23 protein-coding genes and 5 pseudogenes are annotated in these 24,491 nt (G+C 42.7%); 11 read left to right on the forward strand and 17 right to left on the reverse strand.

All coding sequences use genetic code 11. The annotated features are described in order from the left end of the window. Positions 1 to 47: 47 nt before the first annotated feature. Positions 48 to 2,102: a methyl-accepting chemotaxis protein gene (locus tag ACMAZD_RS09225; protein ID WP_435247009.1), complete on the reverse strand. Its 2,055-nt coding sequence runs from the start codon at positions 2,100 to 2,102 to the stop codon at positions 48 to 50. A 103-nt stretch (positions 2,103 to 2,205) separates the two neighbouring features. Here ACMAZD_RS09225 and ACMAZD_RS09230 point away from each other — a divergent pair, with 103 nt between their 5' ends. Then, a complete protein-coding gene (locus ACMAZD_RS09230) occupies positions 2,206 to 2,691 on the forward strand; it encodes an NlpC/P60 family protein (protein WP_435249356.1) in 486 nt (161 codons plus the stop codon). A gap of 54 nt (positions 2,692 to 2,745) precedes the next feature. On the opposite strand, the gene ACMAZD_RS09235 is transcribed toward ACMAZD_RS09230, so the two are convergent. After that, on the reverse strand, positions 2,746 to 3,090 hold the full coding sequence (locus ACMAZD_RS09235; protein WP_435247010.1) for a DUF3802 family protein: 345 nt from the start codon (positions 3,088 to 3,090) through the stop codon (positions 2,746 to 2,748). A gap of 582 nt (positions 3,091 to 3,672) precedes the next feature. Between ACMAZD_RS09235 and ACMAZD_RS09240 the strand changes: the two genes are divergently transcribed. Further along, positions 3,673 to 4,539 carry a fructosamine kinase family protein gene (locus ACMAZD_RS09240; protein WP_435247011.1) on the forward strand — a complete coding sequence of 289 codons (867 nt, stop codon included), beginning with the start codon at positions 3,673 to 3,675 and terminating at the stop codon, positions 4,537 to 4,539. A gap of 128 nt (positions 4,540 to 4,667) precedes the next feature. Continuing rightward, positions 4,668 to 4,871 carry a CPXCG motif-containing cysteine-rich protein gene (locus tag ACMAZD_RS09245; protein WP_435247012.1) on the forward strand — a complete coding sequence of 68 codons (204 nt, stop codon included), beginning with the start codon at positions 4,668 to 4,670 and terminating at the stop codon, positions 4,869 to 4,871. A gap of 108 nt (positions 4,872 to 4,979) precedes the next feature. Here the strand turns inward: ACMAZD_RS09245 and ACMAZD_RS09250 are convergent, their stop codons facing one another. Further along, positions 4,980 to 5,588, reverse strand: a complete 609-nt coding sequence (locus tag ACMAZD_RS09250; protein WP_435247013.1) for a riboflavin synthase subunit alpha — start codon at positions 5,586 to 5,588, stop codon at positions 4,980 to 4,982. A 161-nt stretch (positions 5,589 to 5,749) separates the two neighbouring features. Here ACMAZD_RS09250 and ACMAZD_RS09255 point away from each other — a divergent pair, with 161 nt between their 5' ends. After that, a complete protein-coding gene (locus tag ACMAZD_RS09255; protein WP_435247014.1) occupies positions 5,750 to 7,120 on the forward strand; it encodes an MATE family efflux transporter in 1,371 nt (456 codons plus the stop codon). Between the two features lie 124 nt (positions 7,121 to 7,244). Here the strand turns inward: ACMAZD_RS09255 and ACMAZD_RS09260 are convergent, their stop codons facing one another. Then, complete coding sequence (locus ACMAZD_RS09260) at positions 7,245 to 8,087, reverse strand: DNA ligase (RefSeq protein WP_435247015.1); 843 nt, start codon at positions 8,085 to 8,087, stop codon at positions 7,245 to 7,247. A gap of 294 nt (positions 8,088 to 8,381) precedes the next feature. Here ACMAZD_RS09260 and ACMAZD_RS09265 point away from each other — a divergent pair, with 294 nt between their 5' ends. From ACMAZD_RS09265 to ACMAZD_RS09280, 4 genes and pseudogenes are all read left to right on the forward strand, one after another. Next, positions 8,382 to 8,711 carry an STAS domain-containing protein gene (locus tag ACMAZD_RS09265; RefSeq protein ID WP_435247016.1) on the forward strand — a complete coding sequence of 110 codons (330 nt, stop codon included), beginning with the start codon at positions 8,382 to 8,384 and terminating at the stop codon, positions 8,709 to 8,711. Positions 8,712 to 8,773: 62 nt separating this feature from the next. Beyond that, entirely contained in the window at positions 8,774 to 9,607 is an 834-nt protein-coding gene (locus ACMAZD_RS09270) for an OmpA family protein (protein ID WP_435247017.1), read from the forward strand. Beyond that, positions 9,604 to 10,743, forward strand: a pseudogene (locus ACMAZD_RS09275) (SLBB domain-containing protein); the annotation flags it as partial. The gene ACMAZD_RS09270 and the pseudogene ACMAZD_RS09275, both read left to right, overlap by 4 nt. A gap of 96 nt (positions 10,744 to 10,839) precedes the next feature. After that, entirely contained in the window at positions 10,840 to 12,033 is a 1,194-nt protein-coding gene (locus ACMAZD_RS09280) for an IS91 family transposase (RefSeq protein WP_435247018.1), read from the forward strand. A gap of 166 nt (positions 12,034 to 12,199) precedes the next feature. On the opposite strand, the pseudogene ACMAZD_RS09285 reads toward ACMAZD_RS09280, so the two are convergent. The 4 genes and pseudogenes from ACMAZD_RS09285 to ACMAZD_RS09300 all read right to left on the reverse strand — a co-directional run. Continuing rightward, positions 12,200 to 12,508, reverse strand: a pseudogene (locus ACMAZD_RS09285) (GNAT family N-acetyltransferase); the annotation flags it as partial. After that, positions 12,457 to 12,831 (reverse strand): annotated as a pseudogene (locus tag ACMAZD_RS09290) (DUF6817 domain-containing protein); the annotation flags it as partial. The pseudogenes ACMAZD_RS09285 and ACMAZD_RS09290, both read right to left, overlap by 52 nt. A 134-nt stretch (positions 12,832 to 12,965) precedes the next feature. Then, positions 12,966 to 13,601 carry a hypothetical protein gene (locus ACMAZD_RS09295; RefSeq protein ID WP_017105460.1) on the reverse strand — a complete coding sequence of 212 codons (636 nt, stop codon included), beginning with the start codon at positions 13,599 to 13,601 and terminating at the stop codon, positions 12,966 to 12,968. A gap of 151 nt (positions 13,602 to 13,752) precedes the next feature. After that, complete coding sequence (locus ACMAZD_RS09300) at positions 13,753 to 14,490, reverse strand: SDR family NAD(P)-dependent oxidoreductase (RefSeq protein WP_102269331.1); 738 nt, start codon at positions 14,488 to 14,490, stop codon at positions 13,753 to 13,755. A 515-nt stretch (positions 14,491 to 15,005) separates the two neighbouring features. Between ACMAZD_RS09300 and ACMAZD_RS09305 the strand changes: the two are divergent. Next, a pseudogene (locus ACMAZD_RS09305) lies at positions 15,006 to 15,767 on the forward strand (IS5 family transposase). Here the strand turns inward: ACMAZD_RS09305 and ACMAZD_RS09310 are convergent. From ACMAZD_RS09310 to artP, 9 genes and pseudogenes are all read right to left on the reverse strand, one after another. Beyond that, on the reverse strand, positions 15,710 to 15,991 hold the full coding sequence (locus ACMAZD_RS09310; protein WP_435247019.1) for a GrpB family protein: 282 nt from the start codon (positions 15,989 to 15,991) through the stop codon (positions 15,710 to 15,712). The pseudogene ACMAZD_RS09305 and the gene ACMAZD_RS09310 overlap by 58 nt on opposite strands. A 133-nt stretch (positions 15,992 to 16,124) precedes the next feature. Continuing rightward, positions 16,125 to 16,547 carry a GNAT family N-acetyltransferase gene (locus ACMAZD_RS09315; protein WP_102269325.1) on the reverse strand — a complete coding sequence of 141 codons (423 nt, stop codon included), beginning with the start codon at positions 16,545 to 16,547 and terminating at the stop codon, positions 16,125 to 16,127. A 121-nt stretch (positions 16,548 to 16,668) separates the two neighbouring features. Continuing rightward, a pseudogene (locus ACMAZD_RS09320) lies at positions 16,669 to 17,172 on the reverse strand (GNAT family N-acetyltransferase). A 177-nt stretch (positions 17,173 to 17,349) separates the two neighbouring features. Then, a complete protein-coding gene (locus ACMAZD_RS09325; RefSeq protein ID WP_198777599.1) occupies positions 17,350 to 17,634 on the reverse strand; it encodes a MazG nucleotide pyrophosphohydrolase domain-containing protein in 285 nt (94 codons plus the stop codon). 149 nt (positions 17,635 to 17,783) lie between these two features. Continuing rightward, on the reverse strand, positions 17,784 to 18,125 hold the full coding sequence (locus ACMAZD_RS09330; RefSeq protein ID WP_435247020.1) for an SH3 domain-containing protein: 342 nt from the start codon (positions 18,123 to 18,125) through the stop codon (positions 17,784 to 17,786). A 310-nt stretch (positions 18,126 to 18,435) separates the two neighbouring features. Continuing rightward, on the reverse strand, positions 18,436 to 19,104 hold the full coding sequence (artM, locus tag ACMAZD_RS09335; protein WP_435247021.1) for an arginine ABC transporter permease ArtM: 669 nt from the start codon (positions 19,102 to 19,104) through the stop codon (positions 18,436 to 18,438). After that, on the reverse strand, positions 19,101 to 19,787 hold the full coding sequence (gene artQ / locus ACMAZD_RS09340) for an arginine ABC transporter permease ArtQ (protein WP_435247022.1): 687 nt from the start codon (positions 19,785 to 19,787) through the stop codon (positions 19,101 to 19,103). The genes artM and artQ overlap by 4 nt, the downstream gene beginning before the upstream one ends. A gap of 1 nt (position 19,788) precedes the next feature. Next, positions 19,789 to 20,520: an arginine ABC transporter substrate-binding protein gene (locus ACMAZD_RS09345; RefSeq protein WP_435247023.1), complete on the reverse strand. Its 732-nt coding sequence runs from the start codon at positions 20,518 to 20,520 to the stop codon at positions 19,789 to 19,791. Between the two features lie 136 nt (positions 20,521 to 20,656). After that, positions 20,657 to 21,385, reverse strand: a complete 729-nt coding sequence (gene artP / locus ACMAZD_RS09350) for an arginine ABC transporter ATP-binding protein ArtP (protein WP_435247024.1) — start codon at positions 21,383 to 21,385, stop codon at positions 20,657 to 20,659. Between the two features lie 533 nt (positions 21,386 to 21,918). Between artP and ACMAZD_RS09355 the strand changes: the two genes are divergently transcribed. Together ACMAZD_RS09355 and ACMAZD_RS09360 are read left to right on the forward strand one after the other, a co-directional pair. Continuing rightward, positions 21,919 to 23,742: an ABC transporter ATP-binding protein/permease gene (locus ACMAZD_RS09355; protein ID WP_435247025.1), complete on the forward strand. Its 1,824-nt coding sequence runs from the start codon at positions 21,919 to 21,921 to the stop codon at positions 23,740 to 23,742. Positions 23,743 to 23,910: 168 nt separating this feature from the next. After that, positions 23,911 to 24,375: an acyl-CoA thioesterase gene (locus ACMAZD_RS09360; protein ID WP_435247026.1), complete on the forward strand. Its 465-nt coding sequence runs from the start codon at positions 23,911 to 23,913 to the stop codon at positions 24,373 to 24,375. The last annotated feature ends 116 nt before the right edge of the window (positions 24,376 to 24,491 follow it).

Genomic DNA, 24,491 nt, shown 5'->3' on the forward strand with positions numbered 1-24,491 from the left:
TGCTTGGTATTCGTTCAATATTCATCAAGAAACAGCAGTGAACGTTTCTACTTTTGAGCTTGCAACTGGTACTTGTGAAGCATGGCTTGTTGATACCCTGCTATCTCGGCGACTTGTTCAGAGCTTTCAATCATAGATTCTAGCTGCAATTTGGTATCTTCCCCCTGCTCTGATACTCGGGTAATTGAATGTGTAACATCAACAGTGGCGCGTGCCTGCTGTTCAGTCGCCACCATGATTTGCTCGACTCGCCCTTTAATCTGACTCACTGCAACTTCTATTTTTTCAAAAGCTTGCTTAACATCACCACTGGTTTGCATCGCATTGGCCATTTCGCTTCGAGATTCAGTCACCGCCGAGCGAGAACGTCCAGCTGCAGCGACCAATTCATTCATCATATTGCGAATATTAGTTGTTTGCTGAGAAGTGCCACTGGCTAATTTTCTGACTTCATCGGCAACCACGGCAAAGCCTCGCCCTTGTTCACCAGCTCGCGCAGCTTCGATTGCGGCGTTCAATGCCAGCAAGTTAGTATTTTCTGCAATACCGCTGATCACGTCGACCATTTCACGAATCTGTTTAACGCGTCCATCGAGGTCGGTCATCGATTCTTCGTTCATACTCAAAGTGTGTTCTAAAGCTTGCAGGCGTTGTTGATTGAGTCCGACAACTTGGCTGCCAGTTACCGATTCGTTTTCAGCAAGTTGCGCGTCGTGATTGGATGCATTCGAAATGCGTGCAATTTCGCCAATCGAAGCTTCAAGCTCAGTTATGGTTGTAATCATGTTCTGTAACGATTCGTTTTGCTCATTCAGACTCGAATTAGTTTGTTCCGCTGCGTCATGACTTACTTCAGCGGTTTGGTAGAGCGTTTCGCAGTTACGTGTCACCAAGCGCACGGAATCTGCTGTTGAATCAACAACGGTATTCAGTTTTGAGGCAATCACTTGTAATTCTAATGGGCCAACAAATGCACTTTGTTTTGAGAAATCATGCTCTGCAAGCAAGCTCAGTTGTTGAGTAATATTTTTCAGGCCTTTGTTGACCCAGCGACGTAACACTAACCAGGAAATCATGATGATTACCGCGATCACCAGGCCGCTGATAAACAATACGCGGTCAATATTGGTAATGGTCTGATTAACGACTAGCTCGCTCTCATCAATCAACTGAGAAGCGGTAGAAGATAATTGGTTGAGTGTGTTGATGACGGTGTTCGCTAAAGAAATAACTTCAGCGAGATCTTGCTCTTGTTGTTGAACTAACTCTAATTTCAATAGCAGTTGCTTGATAACGCCTTCTTCAGTGAAGCCCTCTTTGACCATGTCATAAGGTGCAATTAGACTTGCGAATTCAGCAATGTCTGGGTGCCAATCTGCAAAGTCACTGTAAGCCAAGTTAAGGCCAGCAATTTGGTTTCTCAATTGGCGATATTCGTCTTGTGCTTTCTCGATGTCAGATTGCATCATCAACATCATGAAGGTATTTGCCATTGCGGAAGCACTTGAAGTGAAACGATTCGCTGCATCACTAGCTTCTGGATTATCTTCCACCAAAAACGAACTGATACGGTTCATTTCGGGTCCGATCGAACCAACCCCGTAACGGAACTCACCCATTTTGCTGTCGATCAGGTTTTGTTTATTTTGAATCTCAATCTGGGCTAGCAGAACCGTGTTGGTCATGGTTTGCAGTTGCGCCATATCGCCGATAAGGTTCTGTTGTTGTTCTAGAGAGATCGCATCAGGAAAAGATTGGGAGATAAAAAGGAGTTCCTCTAGCGTTGCGTTACTTTCGGAAGCAAGTTGAACAATAGATCCTCGTGTTGCATTTAGCGTATCTAAGTCCGTTGATTGGGTGCTGTAAGTGAGAAGTTTGACTTGTTCTAATACGCTCTGAGTTAATTCAGCGTTGTGCAACGCAAGCGGTAAAGCCTGTTCCGATAGCGTATCGAAATATCCGCCCACTCGCTCAATGCCTCTTATACTGACCATTGATAAAAAGCTGACAAGTAAGAGAATAGAAATAAAAACAGCACTAACGGTTTGGATGAGCGAGAATGTATAACGTGAAGGTTTTATTGATAAACTTGTGTCGGGCATGTGAAATCCAGTTTGACTACGAAAAGAGATATCCTTAAGTTAGTTCGTATACTAGAAGTCCTTGATGACGTTTTTATTTCATTTTTTTTCAGAAGAGTTACATATGAAATTCAGAAAAATGCTTGCAGTTACAATAACTCTCGCAACATTAGCTGCATGTAGCTCGACACCACCGCCCTCTCACTTCAGTCAAACCGCACAAAAATCCTTATCAAAGTCAGAACAATTGACTGTTAATGCCTATATGAGCGTGTATGACCAGTGGAAAGGTGTGCCTTATCACTTTGGTGGCACGTCATTTAGGGGGGTTGATTGCTCTGCATTTGTTCAAATTGCAGTACAAAATGTGACTCAGCAAGCACTGCCAAGGACGACAAAAGATCAGAGTCAACAAGGGAAAGAAATCGCATATGAGCATGCAATAAGCGGTGATCTAGTTTTTTTCAAAACCTCACCAAAGGTTCGACATGTAGGCGTTTATCTGGGAAAAAAACAGTTCCTACATGCCTCTACGTCCAAAGGCGTGATTATCTCAAGGCTTGATAACCCCTACTGGGCTTCAAAATTCTGGCACTTTAGACGTATATAGATTGAAGTTTGTCTGACTTTAATTGCATTGATTTAACGTCAGCAGCAACTGAACTTAGTCGTATTTAGCAACGGCAGTGTCAAACAAGTTTTTCACTAACGCGATGTATTCATCAAGAAAAACAATCTGCTCGTTTGTCGCTTTCTTAGACCAAACACCAGCCAAAACTTCACCTAAATCAGCCACAACAGCATCAGCCTCTTTCAACAATTGAAAACGAACACTGGCATGCAATTCTGGGTTTTGCTCGAAAATGGCCATGATGTTGCTTGAAATCATGTCCGTTACGATATCTTCGACACTTTCACTGCCAGTATCACCAGTACCTTTGGTGAATACATCCAGGTTGAATGATAGGTGCTCGATTAAAGCTAAGTAGCCATCGGTTTCTACAACCACAATAAATCTCCGTTTTAAGCTCAAGATTAGATTAATACGTACTTTGCTAATACTATGTAAATTAGGTCATTTGTCATCATTTTATTATTAAAAGTCGCATTTAAATGATCCTTGTTAGCATTTAAGCTCAAATTTAAATCAATCTCTCATGCATCAAACAAACCATCGAATGAAGCATACCAACAGAATGTGCTTCGATGCCATGCTGACACCCTACTTAATGTCTAACGAATACTAACCATCTTATTATAACCAAATAAGGTAACGTGTAGACGATACCAATCCGCCTCTTCTTTTCCACTTAACAAGTATCTTATCAGGCGCAGATGTGATGCCAGTTCCAAACTGCTGGCTACTTTGCGAAGTATAATTTGTTTCGTTATATCAAAGGCATTGAGACAGTCCGAGTTCACAAATCCAGTAATTGATGCATATTGATATGAATAAGAGCTAACAACATTGACCAGAACGTCTATAAATTGCTCAGATTTATCCTAAACTATTGCTATTAAACTAATTGTATTTAGTCTTTTAAACTAATTGTTTTAGTCTTTTAAACTAACCGTTCTGTGAGGATTTCCTATGTGGCAGGCCATTTCTCAACAGCTTTCAGACACCCTTTTGTTTAACTTTCAGATAACTGAACGTACTAAGGTGCCTGGTGGTGACATTAACGATTGCTATATGATCAGTGATGGTAATGAACGTTACTTTGTAAAAGTGAATCTACGGGAATTTCTCCCAAAATTTGAAATTGAAGCTGAGAACCTACGTCTATTAAGAAATACCTCTACAGTCTATGTCCCAGAGCTTGTGCTTATTGGTAAAACCAAAGAGTGCTCGTTCATTATTCTCAATTACTTACCCACTAAGCCTTTAGAAACCGGCAATAATAGCTATGACTTTGGTGTTCAATTGGCACAACTGCACCGATGGGGCGAACAAAAAGAGTTTGGTTGCGATCAAGATAACTATATCGGCAGCACCCTTCAGCCCAACCCCTGGCATAAAAAATGGGGCCGTTTTTTCTCAGAACAGCGCATCGGTTTTCAACTGCAACTTCTGAAAGAAAAAGGCATCGAGTTTGGTGACATCGATGATATTGTAGACGTGGTGAATATGCGACTTGCAGGCCACAACCCTCGCCCTTCTTTGCTTCATGGCGATCTTTGGAATGGCAATGTCGCCAACTCTGCATTTGGCCCAATTTGTTACGATCCAGCTTGTTACTGGGGTGACCATGAGTGTGACTTGGCGTTAACCGAATTGTTCGAAGGCTTCCCTAAAGAGTTTTATGAAGGTTACCAAAGCGTCATGCCGCTCGACGTTGGCTATACTGATCGGAAAGACATTTACAACTTGTACCATCTTCTTAATCACTGCAATCAATTTGGCGGCGAGTATTTAGTACAAACCGAAGCGTGTATTCAGAAGATTAAGGCAGTTTAATAATAATTACTGTGGTTGGCCAAGAACCATACAAGCTAGATCGACACAAGCAAGTGCGTTCGATATAGGCGACTACGATTGAGAAAAGCTACTGCAATTGATAAAAGTTACAGTGAGGAGAATTCGCCATGCATAAATACACCGAGAAACATCTCTCCTGCCCTCATTGTGGGCACGCCATTAGCATAACGCTCGACGCTTCCAATGGTAGCCAAGACTTCTACGACGATTGTCCCGTGTGTTGCAATGCTATCCACCTCGACATGCAGGTAGATGAAATGAGAGACAGAATTAATCTCTCAATTGATGCAGATGACGAGCAGGTTTTCTGACAAATCATTTTTCGGTTCTACCATGATAAAAAAAGAGCACCTGATGTGCTCCTTTTGCTATTTATAACGATATCTTAATCACTCAAGCCATAAACCTTGTTGTTCAGGTTACTTCTGATTTGCGAGTACGCGTTCTACAGTATCAACGATAGCTTGTGTCTGAGGGTCGAATTCGATATTCACATCATCCCCTACTTCACGACCACCAAACAGAGTGCGATTCAGAGTTTCTGGGATTAGATGGACAGAGAAACGATTGTCTTCCACTTCACCAATCGTTAATGAACAACCATCGACGCCAATGTAACCTTTGCTCAGTACATATTTCATCGTTGCTTCTGGTAGTTCGAACCAAAGCGTACGGTTGTTTTCCGTTTTAATCACTTCGATTAACTTAGCCATACGTGCGATGTGCCCAGACATGCTGTGTCCGCCAATCTCATCACCAAACTTAGCGGCGCGCTCGACGTTTACTTGGTCACCAACATTGAGTTGACCTAAGTTGGTGAGCCTTAATGTTGCTTGCATGAGATCAAATGAGATTTGGTTACCTAAGATTTCAGTCACGGTTAAGCAACAACCGTTATGAGCGACTGATGCACCAATCGCTAATCCTTCAATCATCTCATCGTTTAACTCAATGGTATGAGTTTGAAACAACTCTTTTTTGTTGATAGCAACCAGTGTAGCCATGCCTTGAACGATACCTGTAAACATAAGATTCCTATTTAGCATTTTAGTAACAGTTTTTCATAGCAAGTATTGTGACATTTCTTTATGATTCGTCCAGTGGAAGCTCAAGATCAGTGTCTCTGATTCCTTCAGAATGCCTATTCCTACGCTATTATTCTAATTTTCTCTCTTATTTGGAGTTGTTTGTGCATCGTTACAAAGAAGAAGCCTCTAATTTAATCAAACTTGCGACTCCAGTTTTGATCGCATCAGTTGCACAAACCGGAATGGGTTTTGTTGATACCGTTATGGCCGGTGGCGTAAGTGCTATCGATATGGCGGCGGTTTCGATTGCAGCAAGTATTTGGCTACCATCCATTCTCTTTGGTGTTGGCCTATTAATGGCGCTTGTTCCTGTAGTGGCACAACTGAATGGTTCGGGTCGCCAAGTAAAGATCCCATTTGAGATTCAACAAGGTGCGTTTTTAGCGCTAGTCATCTCCCTTCCTATCATTGGCGTGCTCTTTCAAACGCAGCTGATACTGGAATGGATGGACATTGAACGGCTCATGGCAGACAAGACCATTGGCTATATGAATGCCGTGATGTTTGCTGTTCCTGCATTTTTGTTGTTCCAAACGTTAAGAAGTTTTACTGATGGTATGTCTTTAACCAAGCCGGCAATGGTTATCGGTTTTATCGGCTTACTCTTAAACATCCCGCTTAACTGGATGTTTGTTTACGGAAAGCTTGGCGCACCAGCTCTTGGTGGCGTGGGTTGTGGCGTAGCGACGGCAATCGTCTATTGGGTGATGTTCGCTTTATTGTTTGCTTATGTTTTAACATCGAAGCGTTTAGCGAAAATTAATATCTTTGGCACGTTCCATAAACCACAGTTAAAAGCGCAAATCCGTTTGTTCAGACTTGGATTCCCTGTTGCTGCTGCAATCTTTTTTGAAGTAACGCTATTTGCCGTCGTTTCTTTATTGGTGGCGCCATTAGGCTCACTGATTGTTGCCGCGCACCAAGTCGCGATTAACTTCTCTTCACTCGTGTTCATGATCCCAATGAGTATTGGCGCTGCGGTAAGTATTCGTGTTGGCCATAAATTGGGTCAAAGCAACACAGAAGGCGCAAAAATAGCGACACATGTGGGCATTATTGTTGGATTGGTGACGGCGTTTATGACAGCAGCGTTAACCGTGTTGTTCAGAGAGCAAGTCTCGTTGCTTTACACTGAAAATACGGCGGTTATTACTGTTGCCATGCAACTATTGTTGTTCGCTGCGGTATATCAATGTACGGATGCAATTCAGGTGATTGCGGCGGGGGCTTTACGCGGATACAAAGACATGCGTTCTATCTTCAACATTACCTTCGTTGCTTACTGGTTACTTGGCCTTCCGATCGGTTACGTCTTAGGAATGAAAGATTGGATAGTTGAACCTATGGGTGCACATGGTTTCTGGATTGGTTTCATCATCGGCCTTACGTCTGCAGCCATTATGTTGGGTATGCGCCTGCACTGGATGCACAAACAAGATGACGATGTTCAGCTAGAGTTTAGTTCTCGTTAATTCGTAGCTAATTACTTACGAAGATCCGGTATGAAATGAACCTCAAGAGCTCTGAATGATCAGGGCTCTTTTTGTTTCTGGTAACTTTAAGTGCTCTAGTTTGGATACAGCTAATGCCTTAATTTTAATACTCACTCTTTTCTCGAACAAAGCGCGCAAACTTGGGCTTTCCGTTTTGCGTAAAGCCGTTATATCGGAAGGTAATTCGACTGCCTATTTCTGGTGGTGCCAACCTCATCTTATCGCTAAACCCACTCCCAATATAAAATTCAACGCCCTCTTCGGTGTGAACCAATATCGAGCCCATCATTCCTTTGTACTTTCCCGTCCCTCCTTTGTAACCGATAACTATCGCTTCAGCGTCATGATGCCTCTTAAGTTTTAGTAAATCATTGCTTCTTCCTGCTTGATAACGGCTGGTGATCTTACGAAGCATAATACCTTCCCCATTCCCTTCATCGATGTTGTCTAACTGCTGGAATAACAACTCTTCACTGGGTATTGGGAAATGTTCGATGTAACCAATATGCTTTTCATCGATGACACTCGCCCAATGCAGAATGTTGTAATAACGTTTTTGATAACCCCCTGCGGCACCAGGCATATCAAAAAGCATGAATTCGATTTGTCGCCAGGCCGTATCCCTGGGCGTATGGTCCAATACGGTTGATTGAACAACATGGAAGTTACCTCGCCCTGCCCATAACTCGCCTTCTAGGTGAATTTTAGGAAGTTTTTCGACAAACCACTTAGGGACATAAATTCGATTTCCGTTGCGCGTATATAGATGCTCTCCATCCCACAACGCTCTAATGCCGTCCAGTTTTTCGCTTTTCCAATATTGAGAGACATCGATACCTTGTTGATAGGTATTGGCGAGCACCAATTGTTCGGGCGGCAAATAAGATGAATGTGCAGGCAGAGCGCATGCCCACAAAGTTGCTATGGCTAGTTTGGTTAACCTCATTGTTCACTCCGTATTTTTCACTCCTTTTATCCTATGTGTTCAACAAAGTTTATATCAGGAATTAAACAAATTATGCGATCCAAACGTCAAAATTATTCAATCCCTGATTTCATTCACCAAATTAATACCTAATAGCTCTCAAAAATTCACTCATTATTCGTTCTCATATTGAGAAGTCCTGTTTCTCAATATGACATCTATACAGTTACTTCCTCTAACCTATTGAAAATAAAGTACATAAAAGTTGGCACATTAAGTGCAATCGAAAATTGATACATTAAAGGAGATAAGACTATGGAATTACGCAAAATTGACTTAAACACAACGACACTGACTCTTTCGATTTTTGGTGATTTAGACGCAGCAGGTAGTCGCGAAGCGCAGGTCGATATTGACGATGTGATATCTAACGATGGCCACCCAGAAATTGAAGTTGATTTCAGTGAAGTTCAGTTTCTTGATTCATCAGGCGTGGGGGCGATTGTCTACATGTTTAAGCGATTAACTGAACGCGAAAGAAACATGCGCTTAGAAAATGTATCTGGTCAGCCTTTAGAAATCATGAAGCTTCTACGCATTGGCCACGCTATCCCTGTGAATTCAAAAAATTCTACCAATTCATGAGGATCCACTAAGCTAGAAGTAACTAAAAATAATAATAAAAAGAAAAAACAAAGGACGTTGGCATGAAAAAACTTAAAAACTACGTAGCCCTTTCTCTGTCTGTCCTAGTTCTGGGTTGCTCAAGTTTCCCAGAACAAGGCACTGGCGGTTTAGCAGAAAGCTATGACTCACTCAATTACCAAAATTCTGACTTCTCTCCAGTCATGCCCGACGAGCCTCTTGGCCCTGAACATGGACTGCGCTTTGATTGGCAACTGGCAAAACTGCATTTAGATGCGTTAATCCAAGAAGGTGCGCGTTGGTGCTTCCCTGCTGCTGTTGTTCAAGCTATTCAAAAACAAAACCGAATCGCACGAGAACTCCAAGGTGGTCTTCTGTTAGATGCTGCCAACGACCTTGTTATCCAAAGAAAACGTCTTAACGAACTTGAGGTTCAACTTGACTATGTGACCTCTCAGGCGCGCTGCGAACCACCTAAAAACGAAAATCAATTCCGCATGCAGTTATCTGTGATTCAACAACTGTATGAACTGCTCAATGTTGACAATCAATTCGCACAAAATTCCACCGAAGTGAATCCCAAATACATGGGTAAGCTGGCTGAAGCGTCTTACATTTTGAAAGAAAATAAATCTTTAGACCTGATTGTTACAGGACATGCAGATGCGACAGGTTCTGAAGAGTACAACGATAAACTAGCACTAGGACGAGCAAAACAAGTCGAACGCTACCTCACTATCTTTGGCCTCAGCCCACAACGAATTAAAGCGGTATCTGTCGGTGAAACGGTGCCACTTTTTGAGGGTGAGTCTGACGGAACCCTACTGACCAATCGTCGCGTAAGCATTGAAGTTATCTCGCCCGAGAACGCAGCAAAGATGGGAGGTGCACTATGAAATCACTAATCACTATATTCATCACATTTGTATTGTGTTTCGCGAGTTTCGTTCAAGCTAATGACGAGTTTTCTGATGCGGTACAAGTCGGTGACCTTATCCAAGTTAATGTCCCTGGTGAAAGCACTCTCAATACTGGATTCCAAGTTGATAAACGTGGACGAATTACTCTTCCTGAAGTCGGTGCGGTATTCGTGGCAGGTTACAACAAAGAGCAACTAAACAAGGTCGTTCTGGAGTCTTTGGCTTCGGCTTACAAAGATCTTTCAAACGCATCGGTGTACGTAAAAGAGCAACAAATCATCATTTCGGTACAAGGTTATGTGAAAGAACCGGGTGAATACACGCTAGCACTAGGCTCAAGTGTTCAAATGGCACTGTACGCAGCGGGTGGTTTACGTTCAGGTGCACAGTTAGACAAACTGATTCTAAAACGTGGTTCTGATAAAAAAGAGTTCAACTACAAACGTTTCCTAGACTCTGGGGATGAAGCTAATCTTCCTACACTGCAATCACTTGATTCTCTGTTCGTTCCCGCTTCTCCACTTGTCGGCAACATTGAACAAGAGTTTGATCCAGCCAAGCTTGCTAACTCTGGTGACAGTGCCGACTCTCGTATCGCGATTAAGGTATTTGGTGAAGTAAACGCACCAGGGTCATTCACGTACAAAGAAAACACTGACCTCGTTGATGTGTTAATGCGTTCGGGCGGTGTGACTCGCTATGCTAGCGTCGAGCAAATTCGTGTTATCTCTAACAACACACCGACTCTATTCAACCTTAAACGCTACCTAGACTCCGGTGATGAAAGTTTGTTGCCTGTTCTTCGTCCTGGTTCAACCATTTTTGTACCGAAACAAGAAGAAGAGATTAAGTCTGGTGCCAATATGGTTTACGTGATGGGTGAAGTTGCTGCTCCCGGCGCTTTTGAAGGCAAAAGAGACGCAACTTTCATGGATATCCTTGCAAATGCTGGCGGTCCGACTCGATTTGCAGAATCACGTCAAATACGTGTGATCAAAGCCGATGGCAAAGTAATTAAATTTGATTTAGCGGCGTACACAGAAGGCCTACCTAACTCTAACCCACCGAGCATTAAATCTGGTGACGCGATTTTCGTTCCAGAGAAAACTGACAGAACCGGCGACGGTGTCGCCTGAGCGGCCTACGGCCGAAAACAAAGAGACTCAACCGACTAGGGTGCTTTACATGGATCGTTTATCCTATAGGTCATGCATCCGAATAAGCCCATCAAACAACTCTTCAATGCCAACGATACTTGGCTGAACTACCTCAATAAGTACCGAGAAACCCTCCGAACCGTCGTCATTGAAAACGTCACCAAGATGCTCGCTTGCAGTACCGCTGCTTTTGGCTCTAAAGAGTATCGATGCACTCATGCTGACTGCACCCATCACAAATACATTCACCAGACGTGTAAATCTCGCTTTTGCAGCAGTTGTGGCATAAAAGCCACAGAGCGGTGGATACGAAAGCAACAACATGTCTTTCCTGAGTGTGAGTATCAACACGTTACGTTGACGCTACCTCACACGCTGTGGCCCATCTTTCGGGATAATCGTTTTCTTCTCAATCATCTCTTTAGCTGTGCAGCCAAAATCTTCTTAGGATGGGCAAAGCAACTCGATATCGATATTGGCGTGTTCTGTGCACTTCATACCTACGGCAGAAAGCTGAATTGGAATGTGCACATCCATTTGTCTGTCACCCGTGGGGGTTTATGTAAGAAGACTGGTCTATGGAAGCCGATTTTCTTTAAAGCTAAGACCACTGAGAAGTGTTGGCGCGGTGCCATCACTCAACTTCTCAGCTCCAATTACTCAGAGTTAGACTTGAGTGGAGAGGACTGCCCTTTCATTCGTAATGAGCAAGATTGGTCCCGATTTTTAACCAGCCAATATTGCCGTCGATGGAAGCTGCACTTTGCAAAGAAAACAGCCAACGTGACGCCAACCATGACTTACCTGGGTCGATACCTAAAACGGCCACCGATATCGGCGTCGCGTTTACGACATAACTTCCAGGGAGGCTTGGTGACGTTTGATTACCTCAACCATAGGAATGGTCGAACGGAATCCCTCATTTTGAGTCCAGAAGCTCTGATAGAACGCATGATTGAGCATATTCCAGATAAGCACTTCAAAATGATTCGATACTTCGGTTTTCTATCAAACCGACGTCGTGGTGAGATGCTCCCTAAGGTCTACGGTGCCTTGGGTGTCGCACCTAAAGACGCACCTGAAATGCCCGGTTACGCAGCTATGCTGAAAGGGTATGTGAAGGTTGACCCGTTTGAGTGCATTCTTTGTGGGCACCGTTTAACGTTTCTTCGCTTTAGGGCTGGGGAGCCGCTGTCAGAGCTGGTCCACCATGCTCTGGTTCAAGCCCAAATCAGGTCAATTTAGGCGTTTCACAGGATGGGTGTATCTGAAATAGCGAAAACAGCATGAAAGTGTTCAACAAACATCCGTGTTTAGATTGTAGAGCAGAAGTTAGGTCTGTCCGGGACTCATTCTGACGTGAGTTATGCCGCGATTGTTCAGGTCAGGAAACATTGAGATTCCTTACCTTGAACATTTGCTCACCGAAACCTTGTCTACGATAGTCACTATGGATTCGAACACCTTCGATAAGGCAACGCCAACTAACAGTATGCGTTAGATACGGAATAAAGGTTAGTTGAAGCATCCCGACCAGAGCGCCTTCCAGTTCAACAACCAGTAATTCGTTGTTTGGGTCTCGCGCAATCGCTTCGAACGCTTCAATATAGACACGATTTAACGGAATAGAAGCATCTTCTCTTTTACTGCCAAGTGGGTCATTTAAAAGCAAAACAACTTTGCGGTTGCAATGTCGAGTTTGAATATTGAACCAGTAAATCTGTCTTTAAACTCGATTTCTGGCGCTTTGCCAAATTGAGGAAATACATAGTCTCGGTCGCATGAACAATACAAATAAACCAATGCTTCTTCATCATTACCAATAATTCGCGCTATGTCTTGGCGCTAGCTTAACGACACCATATTTTCATCGAAACCTGCTGTTCCATACGCGGCATGGAAGAGACCTGCGATTTGAAGTAACACACTACCACCCCAGTTAATTAGAACTTGTTCAGTGCCTTTCAAGTGTGCCTCCAATGAACCGTTAAGGTGCTGAAAGTCACCTGCTCCAAGTTCTTGAAGCCTAACAAATTTTTCCATAAATCTCCTTTAGGTTAAAAAAACTAACCAATGAATGATTACGCCGTACCACTTGAACTGGATTTTGTGTAGTAATAAAGCGGGGGCTGAAACTGCCAAGCGCGAGAACCTTTGTTAGGTAGTTTGTTGTGTACTTAATATTTGACTCGAATTGATATCCCTAACCAAGCCGCGCCTTCACGCTTGTTAGCCGCAGTTTGCCAACTCTCAATTGAGTCCCACTCGGCTCTAGTACCAGTTATACCTGAATCAAACCAGTTGCCCTTAGCATCGTTAAGTACGTAATGTAATGAACCATTTACCCTGATAACTGATATTAACATTGTGTTGTTGGGTGTCGACTTGCCTAACGACAAAATTTTTGTTGAAACACCCAGCTTTTCAATTAGCTCAAATTCGATAGGGAAAACTCGACGCAAATATTCATCCGTTTGTGCATCTCTAATAAGAACCTCACACTCTATGCCAAATTGACGAAGAACATACAGCATTGCTCCTAATGAATTGTAGCCGGAGTGTTCAATATAATCTGGGTACTCGCCGGGAGTAATTATTCCCGTGACCTTATAGAGTTCAAAAGCGAAGTCTTTTAATTCCTCTAAACCATTAACTTCGACAGGAGCCCCAGTGAATGAAACCTGCGCCGCATCAAATTTATGTAGCTTAAGAGGCGAGCTAAGGGGTAATTTATCCATACTTTTTAAATAAGCAGTAATACAATAAGGTCCACAATACAAACTACCTTCTGGCTGTCTCAACTTTGGAAACATAGTCAACAATACCCTCGAAATTTTTGAATAACGGTAAACAAAGGTAGTGAGCACGTTGTCATCGAACTCAGCTACACCACCTTCAACACTACACGCAAAGCGCCGAAAAGCGCCAAATGTTGTGAATCATATTAAACAGATTATCGGCCGTTTATGCCAAAGACAAACCACCGTCTACTACCAATGTGTGCCCTACTATATAAGTAGCCTTGTCTGAAAGTAAAAACTCTATTGCGTCTACTATCTCATTGGTACAACCAAACCGCTTCATGGGAACGGCTTGAGATACCTCCGAGCGGATATTTTCATTTTCAAGTTGGCGCAATTCCCAACGAGGAGTCCACGTTACACCAGGCGCTACTGCATTAATTCGAATACCAGAACCAATACTCTCAAGCGCAACTGAGCGCGTTAATCCTTCCAAAGCGTGTTTAGACGCGCTGTATATTGATGCATTTGGCGTTGGTCTAAGGCCATTTACCGAACTTATATTAACTATGCTTGAACCGGGCCCCATTAACTTTAGTTCTGCTCTCAGACATAAAGCCTGACACAAAAAATCCACATTGAGGGTTTCTTTAAGTAATTCAATATCAACTTGATGTAGATAGCCTCGTGAAACTAGGGCAGGAGAAGCGTTATTTACTGCGATATCTAATTTCTTATATTCGGATTCAATATAGGAGAATAGACCCGCTAGTTGCTCTTGATCAGCAATATCTACAACCCTATGATCCACAGCGTCTAATTCTGGATATATAGCAAGCACTTTTCCCCACCCTGCTTCAGATCGTGAACAAGTGACAACCCTATAACCCAATTCTACTAGGCGTAGAACGAGATCTAGTCCGATACCTTTCGAACCACCAGTTACTAAAGCTACTTTCAATTTTGAACTCCTTTTCTAGATATGTATAGTGACCAATCATGCTGCATTAAGTGGTGAAAAACGCAACATAGATCTTTCTGAATACCACCTTAACGCCTTAAATAAACCCATAGTGAAAATGCCATGCATTGGGAATCAATTTTAATCTCCAATTAGTAACAAGTTTTACCACGTTGTTGAAAACCATATAAAAGAATAACACCTAAGCTAAAACTAACCACATGACCAACCTTTGGAAGATGGTACTCACTGAAGATTAGATCTAGAGCGAATGCTGGACCAATTGTTAGTATTAAAACACCCAACGCTAACTTCCCTTCAATCTGTCGTTTTAAATACATTAAGAGCCCCGCGGCAGCTAATCCTAAGATGGCTTGGGAACCGCCAGTCCCCAAATTCCATGGTTCAGGTACCGTAAATGTACTAGGGCGTGTTGATCTTTCGTGAGTGTTTTTTGAACAGCATGGTAAAGAGTTATAATTTGCTTCGCCAAAAGTAAAACCATAACCAATACCATGCCAAGAACAATGCTAACTGATATTCGCTGGGAACTGCTACTCCAAGTTATGAAAAGTACAGGTCGTATTTACGATAAAACTGAACATCGAATGACATTTGAAGGAATACTTTATCGAATGAGAACAGGTATTCCTTGGCGAGATCTACCCTCTGAGTTCGGATAGTGGAGTACCGTTTACAGACGATTTAATCTTTGGTCAAAGAAAGGGATTTTAGATAATCTTTTCAAAAGCTTATCTAGCATGGCTGACTTTGAATGGGTATTTCTTGATGGCTCTATAGTTAGAGCGCATCAGCATAGTACAGGTGCAGCTACTGAAAGTTCAGAGCAAATAGGAAAAAGTCGCGGGGGCAACTCAACCAAAATTCACTTAGCTGTAGATAGTGGTGGCCTGCCGATTTGCTTTGATTTATCAGAGGGACAACGCCACGATATAGTGCATGCCGAAAGCTTAGTTGAGCAACTCGATGAAGTTAATACCATCGTTTGTGATAAAGGATATGACAGCGAACCTTTCCGTACTTTTGTTAAGGAACGTGGCGGAGAAACAGTAATTGCTAAACGCAATTACGGACAAGATATAGACAAAGACAGTATGGATTGGTGTCTATACAAGTATCGTCACTTGGTCGAAAATGCCTTTGGGAGAATTAAGCATTATCGAGCTATTTCAAGTAGATATGACAAGCTAGAAAGGAATTATGCCAGCATGTTATCACTGGCATTCATGTTAATGTGGCTACCGATGTATTGTTGAACACGGAATGTACAGCAAAGATCAACACGCCCTAGTGATTTCACTTCAACAAGAATATCGATAATTGGTTTCGCACAAAGACCTTTGACTGAAGTACTGCCTATGTGATGAATTTCCACTACATTAGCTGAATTCAAGACCGAACCAAGCAATACCTTTTCGTCACTAAATTCATCGGCCCATGAAGTTCGATAATCTACAACTTCAATTACTCTCGCGCTCATTACCCCTCCTTTTACCTAACGCTCTACTAAGATGCGAGCAACGCAATACCGAAGCCACCGCATACCACCTTACACACTAAAACCAACGCATAGTAAAAATACCAAGTGTTGTGAATCAGCCTTAAACAGATTGTTATGCAAATTTTTCACGACGCATCGTTGTAATCGAATACCCCATTTCACGATACTTTTCACAACGTTGTTGTAGAAACCCAGGATACTGACTTTCTTCAACCTCATTGAAGCCAATATGCTTGTAGAAATCTGTTACATGAGCAAGCGGCATACAATAGGCGGTACGCAAATTTAAAACAGGCTCAATGTGCTTAAGAAATTGAAGGCCTAGACCTTGACCTTGAAACTCACTCGCAATGTACATGCCCCTGAGTATCGTCACGTCATTAATAAGCTCAACTTTCACTGAGCCGATAATCGCACCATCGTTGAGGCAGATAAATGCTCTTTCAGTATTAGACCAAGCGCTATGATAGCCCTGCTCTTTATAGAATTGACCAACAGCGTCTTTCATAGAGCTATCGGCTTCAAAAATTCTCATTTTTTTCTCCATTTGCATAACACCAAATTAAATAGTGAGCAACGCTACCACCTACTTGAAGCATTGTGCTGTAAATACTAAAGCTGATTTAAACCTAAAGTGCCAAGCGTTGCGAATCTTATTAAATTAATTGATATGAGACAACATTTTCGTAGCTGTAGATGTGGTCTGCGTACAACTTACCGCCTATTTTATAAGCTTCTGGCACGACTTCTTTCAAAGAAAATCCACTTTTAGTAAGTACTTTCTCTGAACCTATATTTCCTTCAGTCACTATAGCGCCAAACATTCGAATACCTTGTCCCTTTGAAGCCGACTTAAGCAAAGCTTTTAAGGACTCCGTTCCGAAACCTTGACCATGATATTTCGGCAGAATTAAGTAACCAACTTCAGCTTTACCCTCAGTTATTCGAAAACCGGTAACGCCAATTTTTTCACCCGTCTCATTCAAAGCCATGGTCAGACACAACGAATGATCAGAGCTTTTATTCCAGTCAGGAAGCCTCGACTCAAAGCTTTCCTATATAGCCTCGGGTGATGGTTCATCAAAACATAGGCTAATTACTGCTGGGTCTTGATTCAGAGACTGGAATAAACCCCAGTCATCAGCAGTAATTTGAACCATTTCTAATCTGTCTGTTTGTATCTTCAATTGCTGAACTCTCCTTATTTCATAACACCCTGCTAAGGGGTGAGCAACGCAACACTGAAGCCGCCGCATACCACCTTAATCACTAAAACCAACGCATGATAAAAATGCCACGCGTTGCAAAACATTCTTGAACGGTTTGTTATACGCGTCCTATCGGTTGTACTTAACCTTATTCAAAACTTCTTTTAGTTCATGCGTTTTCTCAAGGTTTACATCGTGAATATTGGCTAAAGCACAAACATAGTACAAGACGTCATATAACTCTTCTGCGATTGAACCTTTGAGTTGTTCTAGAGTTGGTTGCCCAGGTTTACCTTTGCGAATAGATTCCGATAATTCGCCAACTTCTTCGATTAGTTTTAAAAAATAATGTTCAGATTGCTCTGGAGCATAATCGAATTCTTTTATATGACTTTGTAGCTCAGATAACTTCATAACATCCTTTTTGTATCATCTTTCATAAAATGTATAGCGTCCCGTTGATGCGAGCAACGCTAAACCGAAGCTACCGCATATAATCTAAAACACTAAAACTAACGCATAGCAAAAATGCCAAGCGTTGTGCACCCCTCTTCAATTTCTTGTTATCTACGTTTTACCGAGCGCACTGGTACCCAACCAATTTCACCCGTTGACCTCGAAACTCGATACCACTCATTGAGTTCGAATAGCACTGACAGTTTTTCGCCAATGACAGTATTAAGCTCAACATTGTCATAGTCTTCAAGCAAAATACCTTCAGAACTTCCTTCAATCTTCTCAACATATTGAACTGGAGCCCACCCCTGCTCCCCTTCTACACTGGTAATAAAGATCCAGTTGGGAAACTCGTCGTCAATTGTACCTAGAGCTACTTTGTCACCTTGCTTCAAATAAAACGGATTGGGATATTCTGATACATGTTTTTTAGTAGTAACAACTTCCATATTTTCTCCAAAGTACATAACAGCTATTAGACAGAAAAACTCTGCATTCAAATACAGAATTTTTTGTCTAGTTTCATATGCATGGTACTCTAGCACAATTAATTTCATTATTTCAGTGACTTAAAACATAGATGGGTACATAGAATAACAAGATACAGAATATTTCCATATAATATGAATCTAGCGAAAACCCTCACGAGCTGTATGTACCTACAGCCCTTCTAGCCATGTGAAGGCACAAAAAAGCCTGCCATTTATGTGGACATAAATGGCAGGCTTTATAAGTTAATTTAACTTTTAAGTGGCTAGCTTACGCCGCTTCGAATGCGAGAGCTTTCTTTTCTACTTGGCGGAAAATCAGCGTTAGAATGCCGTTTACTGCTAGATAAAATGCGCCAGCAATACCGAACACAGTGAGTGTGTCGTAGGTTTGGCCGTTGATGCGCTGAGCGTAGCCCATCAAATCCATGATGGTGATGGTACTTGCCAATGAAGTGCCTTTGAAAACTAGAATCACTTCGTTCGAGTAAGCTGGAACGGCGCGGCGTAGTGCGTATGGCAGCAACACTTTAAGCGTTGCGATTTTGTCCATGCCGAGTGCGCGACATGCTTCCCACTGCACTGCTGGAATTGCATTGAATGCACCTCTGAACAGTAGCGTACTGTACGCTGCGGTGTTCAAAGCTAATGCTAACATCGCGCAGAACCAAGGTTGGCTTAACCATGTCCATAGGAAGCTTTCACGAATCCAATCGAATTGACCTGGGCCGTAATACACCAAGAAGATCTGCACCAATAATGGTGTACCCGTGAACAACGTTATAAGGCCACGAGTGAACCAATGTATTACGGGTAATCTTAGAATCAGCGTTACTGTCATCAACAGTGACAAGATACAGCCAACAAGCAGTGAAGCGCCCGTTAATTGAAGACTGGTCGTTAAGCCTTCAAGCATTTGAGAGAGGTATTGTTGATTCATGCCATTGCCCCTTTGTTACCCAAACCTTGAATAGAGAACTTACCATCAATCACTTTTACCAATCTTTGCGTGATTAGAGTGATGATTAAGTAGATAGCCGCTGCTGTCGCATACCAAGTGAATGCTTCGTGCGTAGCTGCTGATGTTAATTGTGCTTGTTTCAGTAGATCAGTTACACCAATCAATGAAACCAGTGCAGTGTCTTTCAATAGAACCAGCCATTGGTTCGTTAAACCTGGCAGTGCGTGTCTTACGGCTTGTGGCAATACAATTCTGAAAAATACGCGAGATTGAGGAATACCCAATGCACTCGCCGCTTCTCTCTGCCCTTTGCTTACTGCTTTCAATGCACCACGAATGGTTTGTGAAGCGTAAGAAGCGAAGATAAGTGACAACGCAACAACACCAGATAAGAACGGGCTAACTTCAATAAAGTCACCAGTGATCATGAAGAGCACTTGTGTTGAACCAAAGTAGATAAACAAAACTACCAAGATTTCTGGTAGACCACGTACGATTGTCACGAACGCGGTTGTCGGCCATTTGATTACAATGCGACGAGACATTTCACCGCCAGCAAACAATACCGCTAAAACTAATCCTACCAATAGGCTTACGAATGCAAGCTGAATAGTCATCCAGCTTGCTTCGACGAGCCCTAAAGAGTAACCCGTTAACTGCATATTACTTACCGAAGTACTTGTTGAAGATCTTGTCGTATTCGCCGTTCGCTTTCACAGCTGCAAGTGCTATATTCAGCTGTGCAACGAGCTCTGGGTTGCTCTTGTTTACTGCGATGCCGAAACCGTTACCGAAGTATTCTTGGTTTGTTACTTGCTCACCAACGTACGTCAGGTTGTCTTCTTTCTTAAACCATTCTGCTACTACCGCTGTGTCACCGAAGACAGAATCGATACGACCGTTTTTCATATCGATGAATGCATCTTGGTAGCTTGAGTAAGGAACAGCAGTTACACCTGGCAGTTGCTCAAGTAGGTAGCTTTGGTGAGTAGAACCGTTTTGAACACCGATACGCTTGCCTTCAAGTGCCGCTTGGTCTGCGATTTTGCCTTCGATAGAGATGAATGCGGCAGAGTTGTCGTAGTAAGCATCAGAGAAGTTTACTTGTTGAAGACGCGCTTCAGTGATGTCCATTGCCGAGATAGCTGCATCGTAACGTTTGAATTTAAGAGCTGGGATCAAGCTGTCGAACGCTTGGTTGTGGAAAGTACATGTCGCTTTCATCTCTTTACACAGTGCGTTTGCTAGGTCTACGTCAAAACCTTGGATTTGATTGTTCTCGTCCATGTATTCGAATGGTGCGTAAGTTGCTTCCATTGCGAATTTGATTTCATCTTGAGCCGCTGCGTTAAAAGAAGCAAGGCCGATAAGTGAAGCTAGTAGAATCTTTTTCATTTTGTTACTCCGAATACTGTTTGATAGTGGCCTGTGGCCATTCTTATAATTTGATTGTTTTAATCGATGTTGTGTTTCGCTAAATCTATTGAGTTAACTCAGGTTTAATGAGCCTGCTTTTAATGAGTAAGCTAATCTAGTGAGTCAAATATTCAGCAAACTCTGGAGTCTGCGGATTAATAAAGGCGTCGTTGGTGCCGTGTTCAACGATGTAACCCTTTTCAAGGTAAAGAACATGGCTTGCAATTTTCTTGGCGAAATCAACTTCGTGAGTCACCACCACCTGAGTGATCCCTGTGCCGCTTAGCTCTTTAATGATGCTAACAACTTGGTTGGTGATCTCTGGGTCGAGTGCTGCCGTTGGTTCATCAAACAGCAATACATCGGGCTTCATCATAAGAGCACGTGCAATCGCAACACGTTGTTGCTGACCGCCAGACAGTTGAAGTGGCCAAGCGTCTGCTTTGTCTGCAAGCTGTAAAGTAGTTAATACCGCTTGTGCTTGTTTGATGACTTCTTGCTTATCTAAGCCTGCAACTTTGGTTGGCGCTTCGATTAAGTTTTCCATTACCGTCATGTGTGGCCACAAATTGTATTGTTGGAAAACCATGCCGACTTTACGACGAAGTTTAAGACCCTGCTTCTCTTGGATCTGGCCAGCAAAGTCGAATTGCTCGTTAGCAATGTCTAATTCGCCGTTGTCCGCGATTTCTAGTAGGTTCAAAACACGCAGTAATGAACTCTTACCAGCGCCGCTTGGGCCAAGCAGTACCAAAGTTTCGCCACTCTCACAGTTAAAACTGATGTCGTGAAGAACTTGAATATCGCCATATGATTTGTTGATGCTCTTTACTTGAATACTCATGCCGGATTACTGCATTAATTGTCATTTGTTGGTTATTCTATTCAAACTGAACTTTTATGCAAGATAAATGTATAAAAAACTAATTTGTTGAGTTTTTGTAACAGATATTGCATAAAAAATAGTCTCAATGACTGGTCTTACATCTATAAATCACAAGTTATTGATAAGATTAGTTTAGAGATAAAAAGCAAACGTTTTACCGTTAATTTATAAATCATCGTTGGGTTGTAATTCTATGAACACATTTCCCTATTGATTTAGAATTATTTGCATAAAAACGAGGGTATAAAGACAGTTTTGAAACGACCTTGGCGTACAGAAAATGCTTAACTTTCCCTTTGAACAGTTTCTGTTGATTCACTCAGTGCTAAGAAAATTATGGAAATCGAGTTTCCTAGGAAGCGTCACGCGGCAATAAATGCTTTAATGGCATCGATTCTCAATAACAAGTTTCCAGCAGCGAACAACACGTATTACAAGCTACAAGCTACAAGCCATCTATTCTTAAAGCGACAACACATTAAGGCAATCATATGCAAAACGATGTCTCTTCTACGCTCGACTCGACTCAGCGATCGACTCAAAAAGCGCCAGAACCTAAACCTGAGAAGAAAAGTCTCAGCATTCTGTTCGAGCTAAGCAAATTTATTCAGCCCTATAAAGGCCGTGTGATTGCTGCATTGATCGCGTTGATCTGCACCGCGAGCTTAACTCTTTCGGTCGGACACGGTATTCGCCTTCTTATCGACCAAGGCTTCAGCCAACAATCGTTGTCAGACTTAGGCAGCGCGATTCAATTCATCATGGTGGTGGTCGTGTTGATCTCGATTGGCACCTTCTTCCGCTTCTATTTAGTCTCTTCTGTTGGTGAGCGTGTCAGTGCGGATATACGCCTGTCGGTTTTCAATCACGTGGTGACACTTCATCCGAGTTACTTTGAAACCAATGGCAGTGGCGACATCATGTCGCGCATCACAACCGACACAACTCTGCTTCAAAGCATCATTGGGTCGTCGTTTTCTATGGCGATGCGAAGTGCGCTGATGTGTATTGGCGCAATCATCATGCTATTCGCGACCAACATAAAGCTAACGCTGATCGTATTGGCTTCTGTGCCGTTTATCTTAATTCCGATTTTGGTATACGGACGACGTGTAAGAGCGCTCTCTCGTCAAAGCCAAGATTCAATGTCTGATGTGGGTTCTTATGCGGGTGAGGCAATTGAGCATATCAAAACGGTGCAAAGCTACAGCCGAGAAGCACAAGAGAAAGCATCATTCGCGATTGAAGTAGAAAAGGCTTACGAGATTGGTCGCCAACGCGTTAAACAGCGAGCGATTCTTATCTCTGGCGTGATTGTTATCGTGTTCAGTGCGATTGCAGGCATGCTTTGGGTTGGCGGCAGTGATGTTATCAACGGCACTATGTCGGCGGGTGACCTGGCTGCATTTGTCTTCTATGCGATCATGGTCGCTTCATCGCTAGGTACGATTTCTGAAGTGATGGGTGAATTGCAACGTGCGGCAGGTGCGACAGAACGATTGATTGAAATTCTACAAGTTGAAAGCCACATTGTTGCGCCTGTAGAAAACCCAAGGTCACTGGATAGCGTGACACCAGAAGTCGCTTTTGATGATGTGACCTTCTGTTACCCATCACGACCAGACCAACCCGCAACAAGCAACCTCAAGCTAACGGCCCATGAAGGTAAGGTGTTGGCATTGGTTGGCCCGTCTGGCGCAGGTAAAACCACCCTATTCGAACTGCTGCAACGTTTCTACGACCCACAAGTGGGTAAAGTGACGTTAGGCGGTGTTGAACTGAATCAGTTTGATCCGAACGAGCTAAGAAAGCAGATGGCGTTAGTTCCTCAGCAACCCGCCCTGTTCAGTAACGATGTGTTCCATAACATCCGATACGGAAACCCAGAAGCAACGGATGAGCAAGTTATCGAAGCGGCGAAAAAAGCACATGCGCACGAGTTCATTCAGAGCTTACCTGAAGGATACCACAGCTTTCTTGGTGAGCGTGGTGTGAGATTGTCTGGCGGTCAACGTCAGCGAATTGCAATCGCTCGTGCCATCCTAAAAGATCCGAATATTCTCTTATTGGATGAAGCAACCAGTGCGCTAGACAGTGAAAGTGAACATCATGTTCAACAAGCTTTAGAAGAATTAATGCGTGGCAGAACGACCATCATTATCGCGCACCGTTTATCAACAATTAAACACGCCGACCAAATTGCGGTACTCGATAAAGGACAGCTAGTAGACATCGGCGACCACCAGTCGCTCATCAACAGCTGTGAACTGTACCAACGATTGGTTGAACTGCAATTCAAACACCTCAGTAGCTAAGTTACAGAGCAAAAGTGTTTGAGTCATTGGTTCACGAAAGACTAAGTCCCTGACATTGTGTGGTTTCAAGCTTCAAAAACTTAAATCACACATGTTGCAGTTTTGTTAATTTAACGGTAGGGTTTTTATTCCAATGAAGGATAAGTAAATAACAATAAGAGAGTTCGCATGGAAGCATTATTATCTGACTACCCGGTAGTAACAGAAATCCCAGTCGCTTGGGGAGAAATGGACGCGCTTAATCACGTTAACAACGCCGTATATTTTCGCTATTTCGAAACCGCTCGCTTAGATTTTTTCAAGCACGTTGAGCTGATGGAAGAGATGGCGATTACCAAAGTTGGCCCTGTTCTGGGCGACACTTATTGTAAATATTTCCGTCCAGTCACGTATCCAGACACGCTGATGATTGGCTCTCGCGTTACAGATATTCAGGACGACCGCTTCACCATGGAATACGCGATCGTCAGTAAGACTCAGCAAAAGCTAACGACAATCGGCACCGCGACCATCGTTATGTTCGATTTTGCGTCAAACCAAAAAGCGCTGCTTTCACTACGTTTAACCAATGAAATCGAAAAGATGAACACGTTAAAGGGCCCATGCTTTAAGCAAGAAACCGTAAGTGAATAACGTATTCACTGATTAAAAACGACTCAGACATTAAAAAGGCCACTTTGACTGTAGTAGACAGTCAAAGTGGCCTTTGTTTATTGGTTCACAGTGCTTATAAACGGTCAAGACTTATA

The organism is Vibrio sp. nBUS_14, from assembly GCF_051201655.1.
In the GTDB taxonomy this organism is placed as follows: Bacteria; Pseudomonadota; Gammaproteobacteria; order Enterobacterales; family Vibrionaceae; genus Vibrio.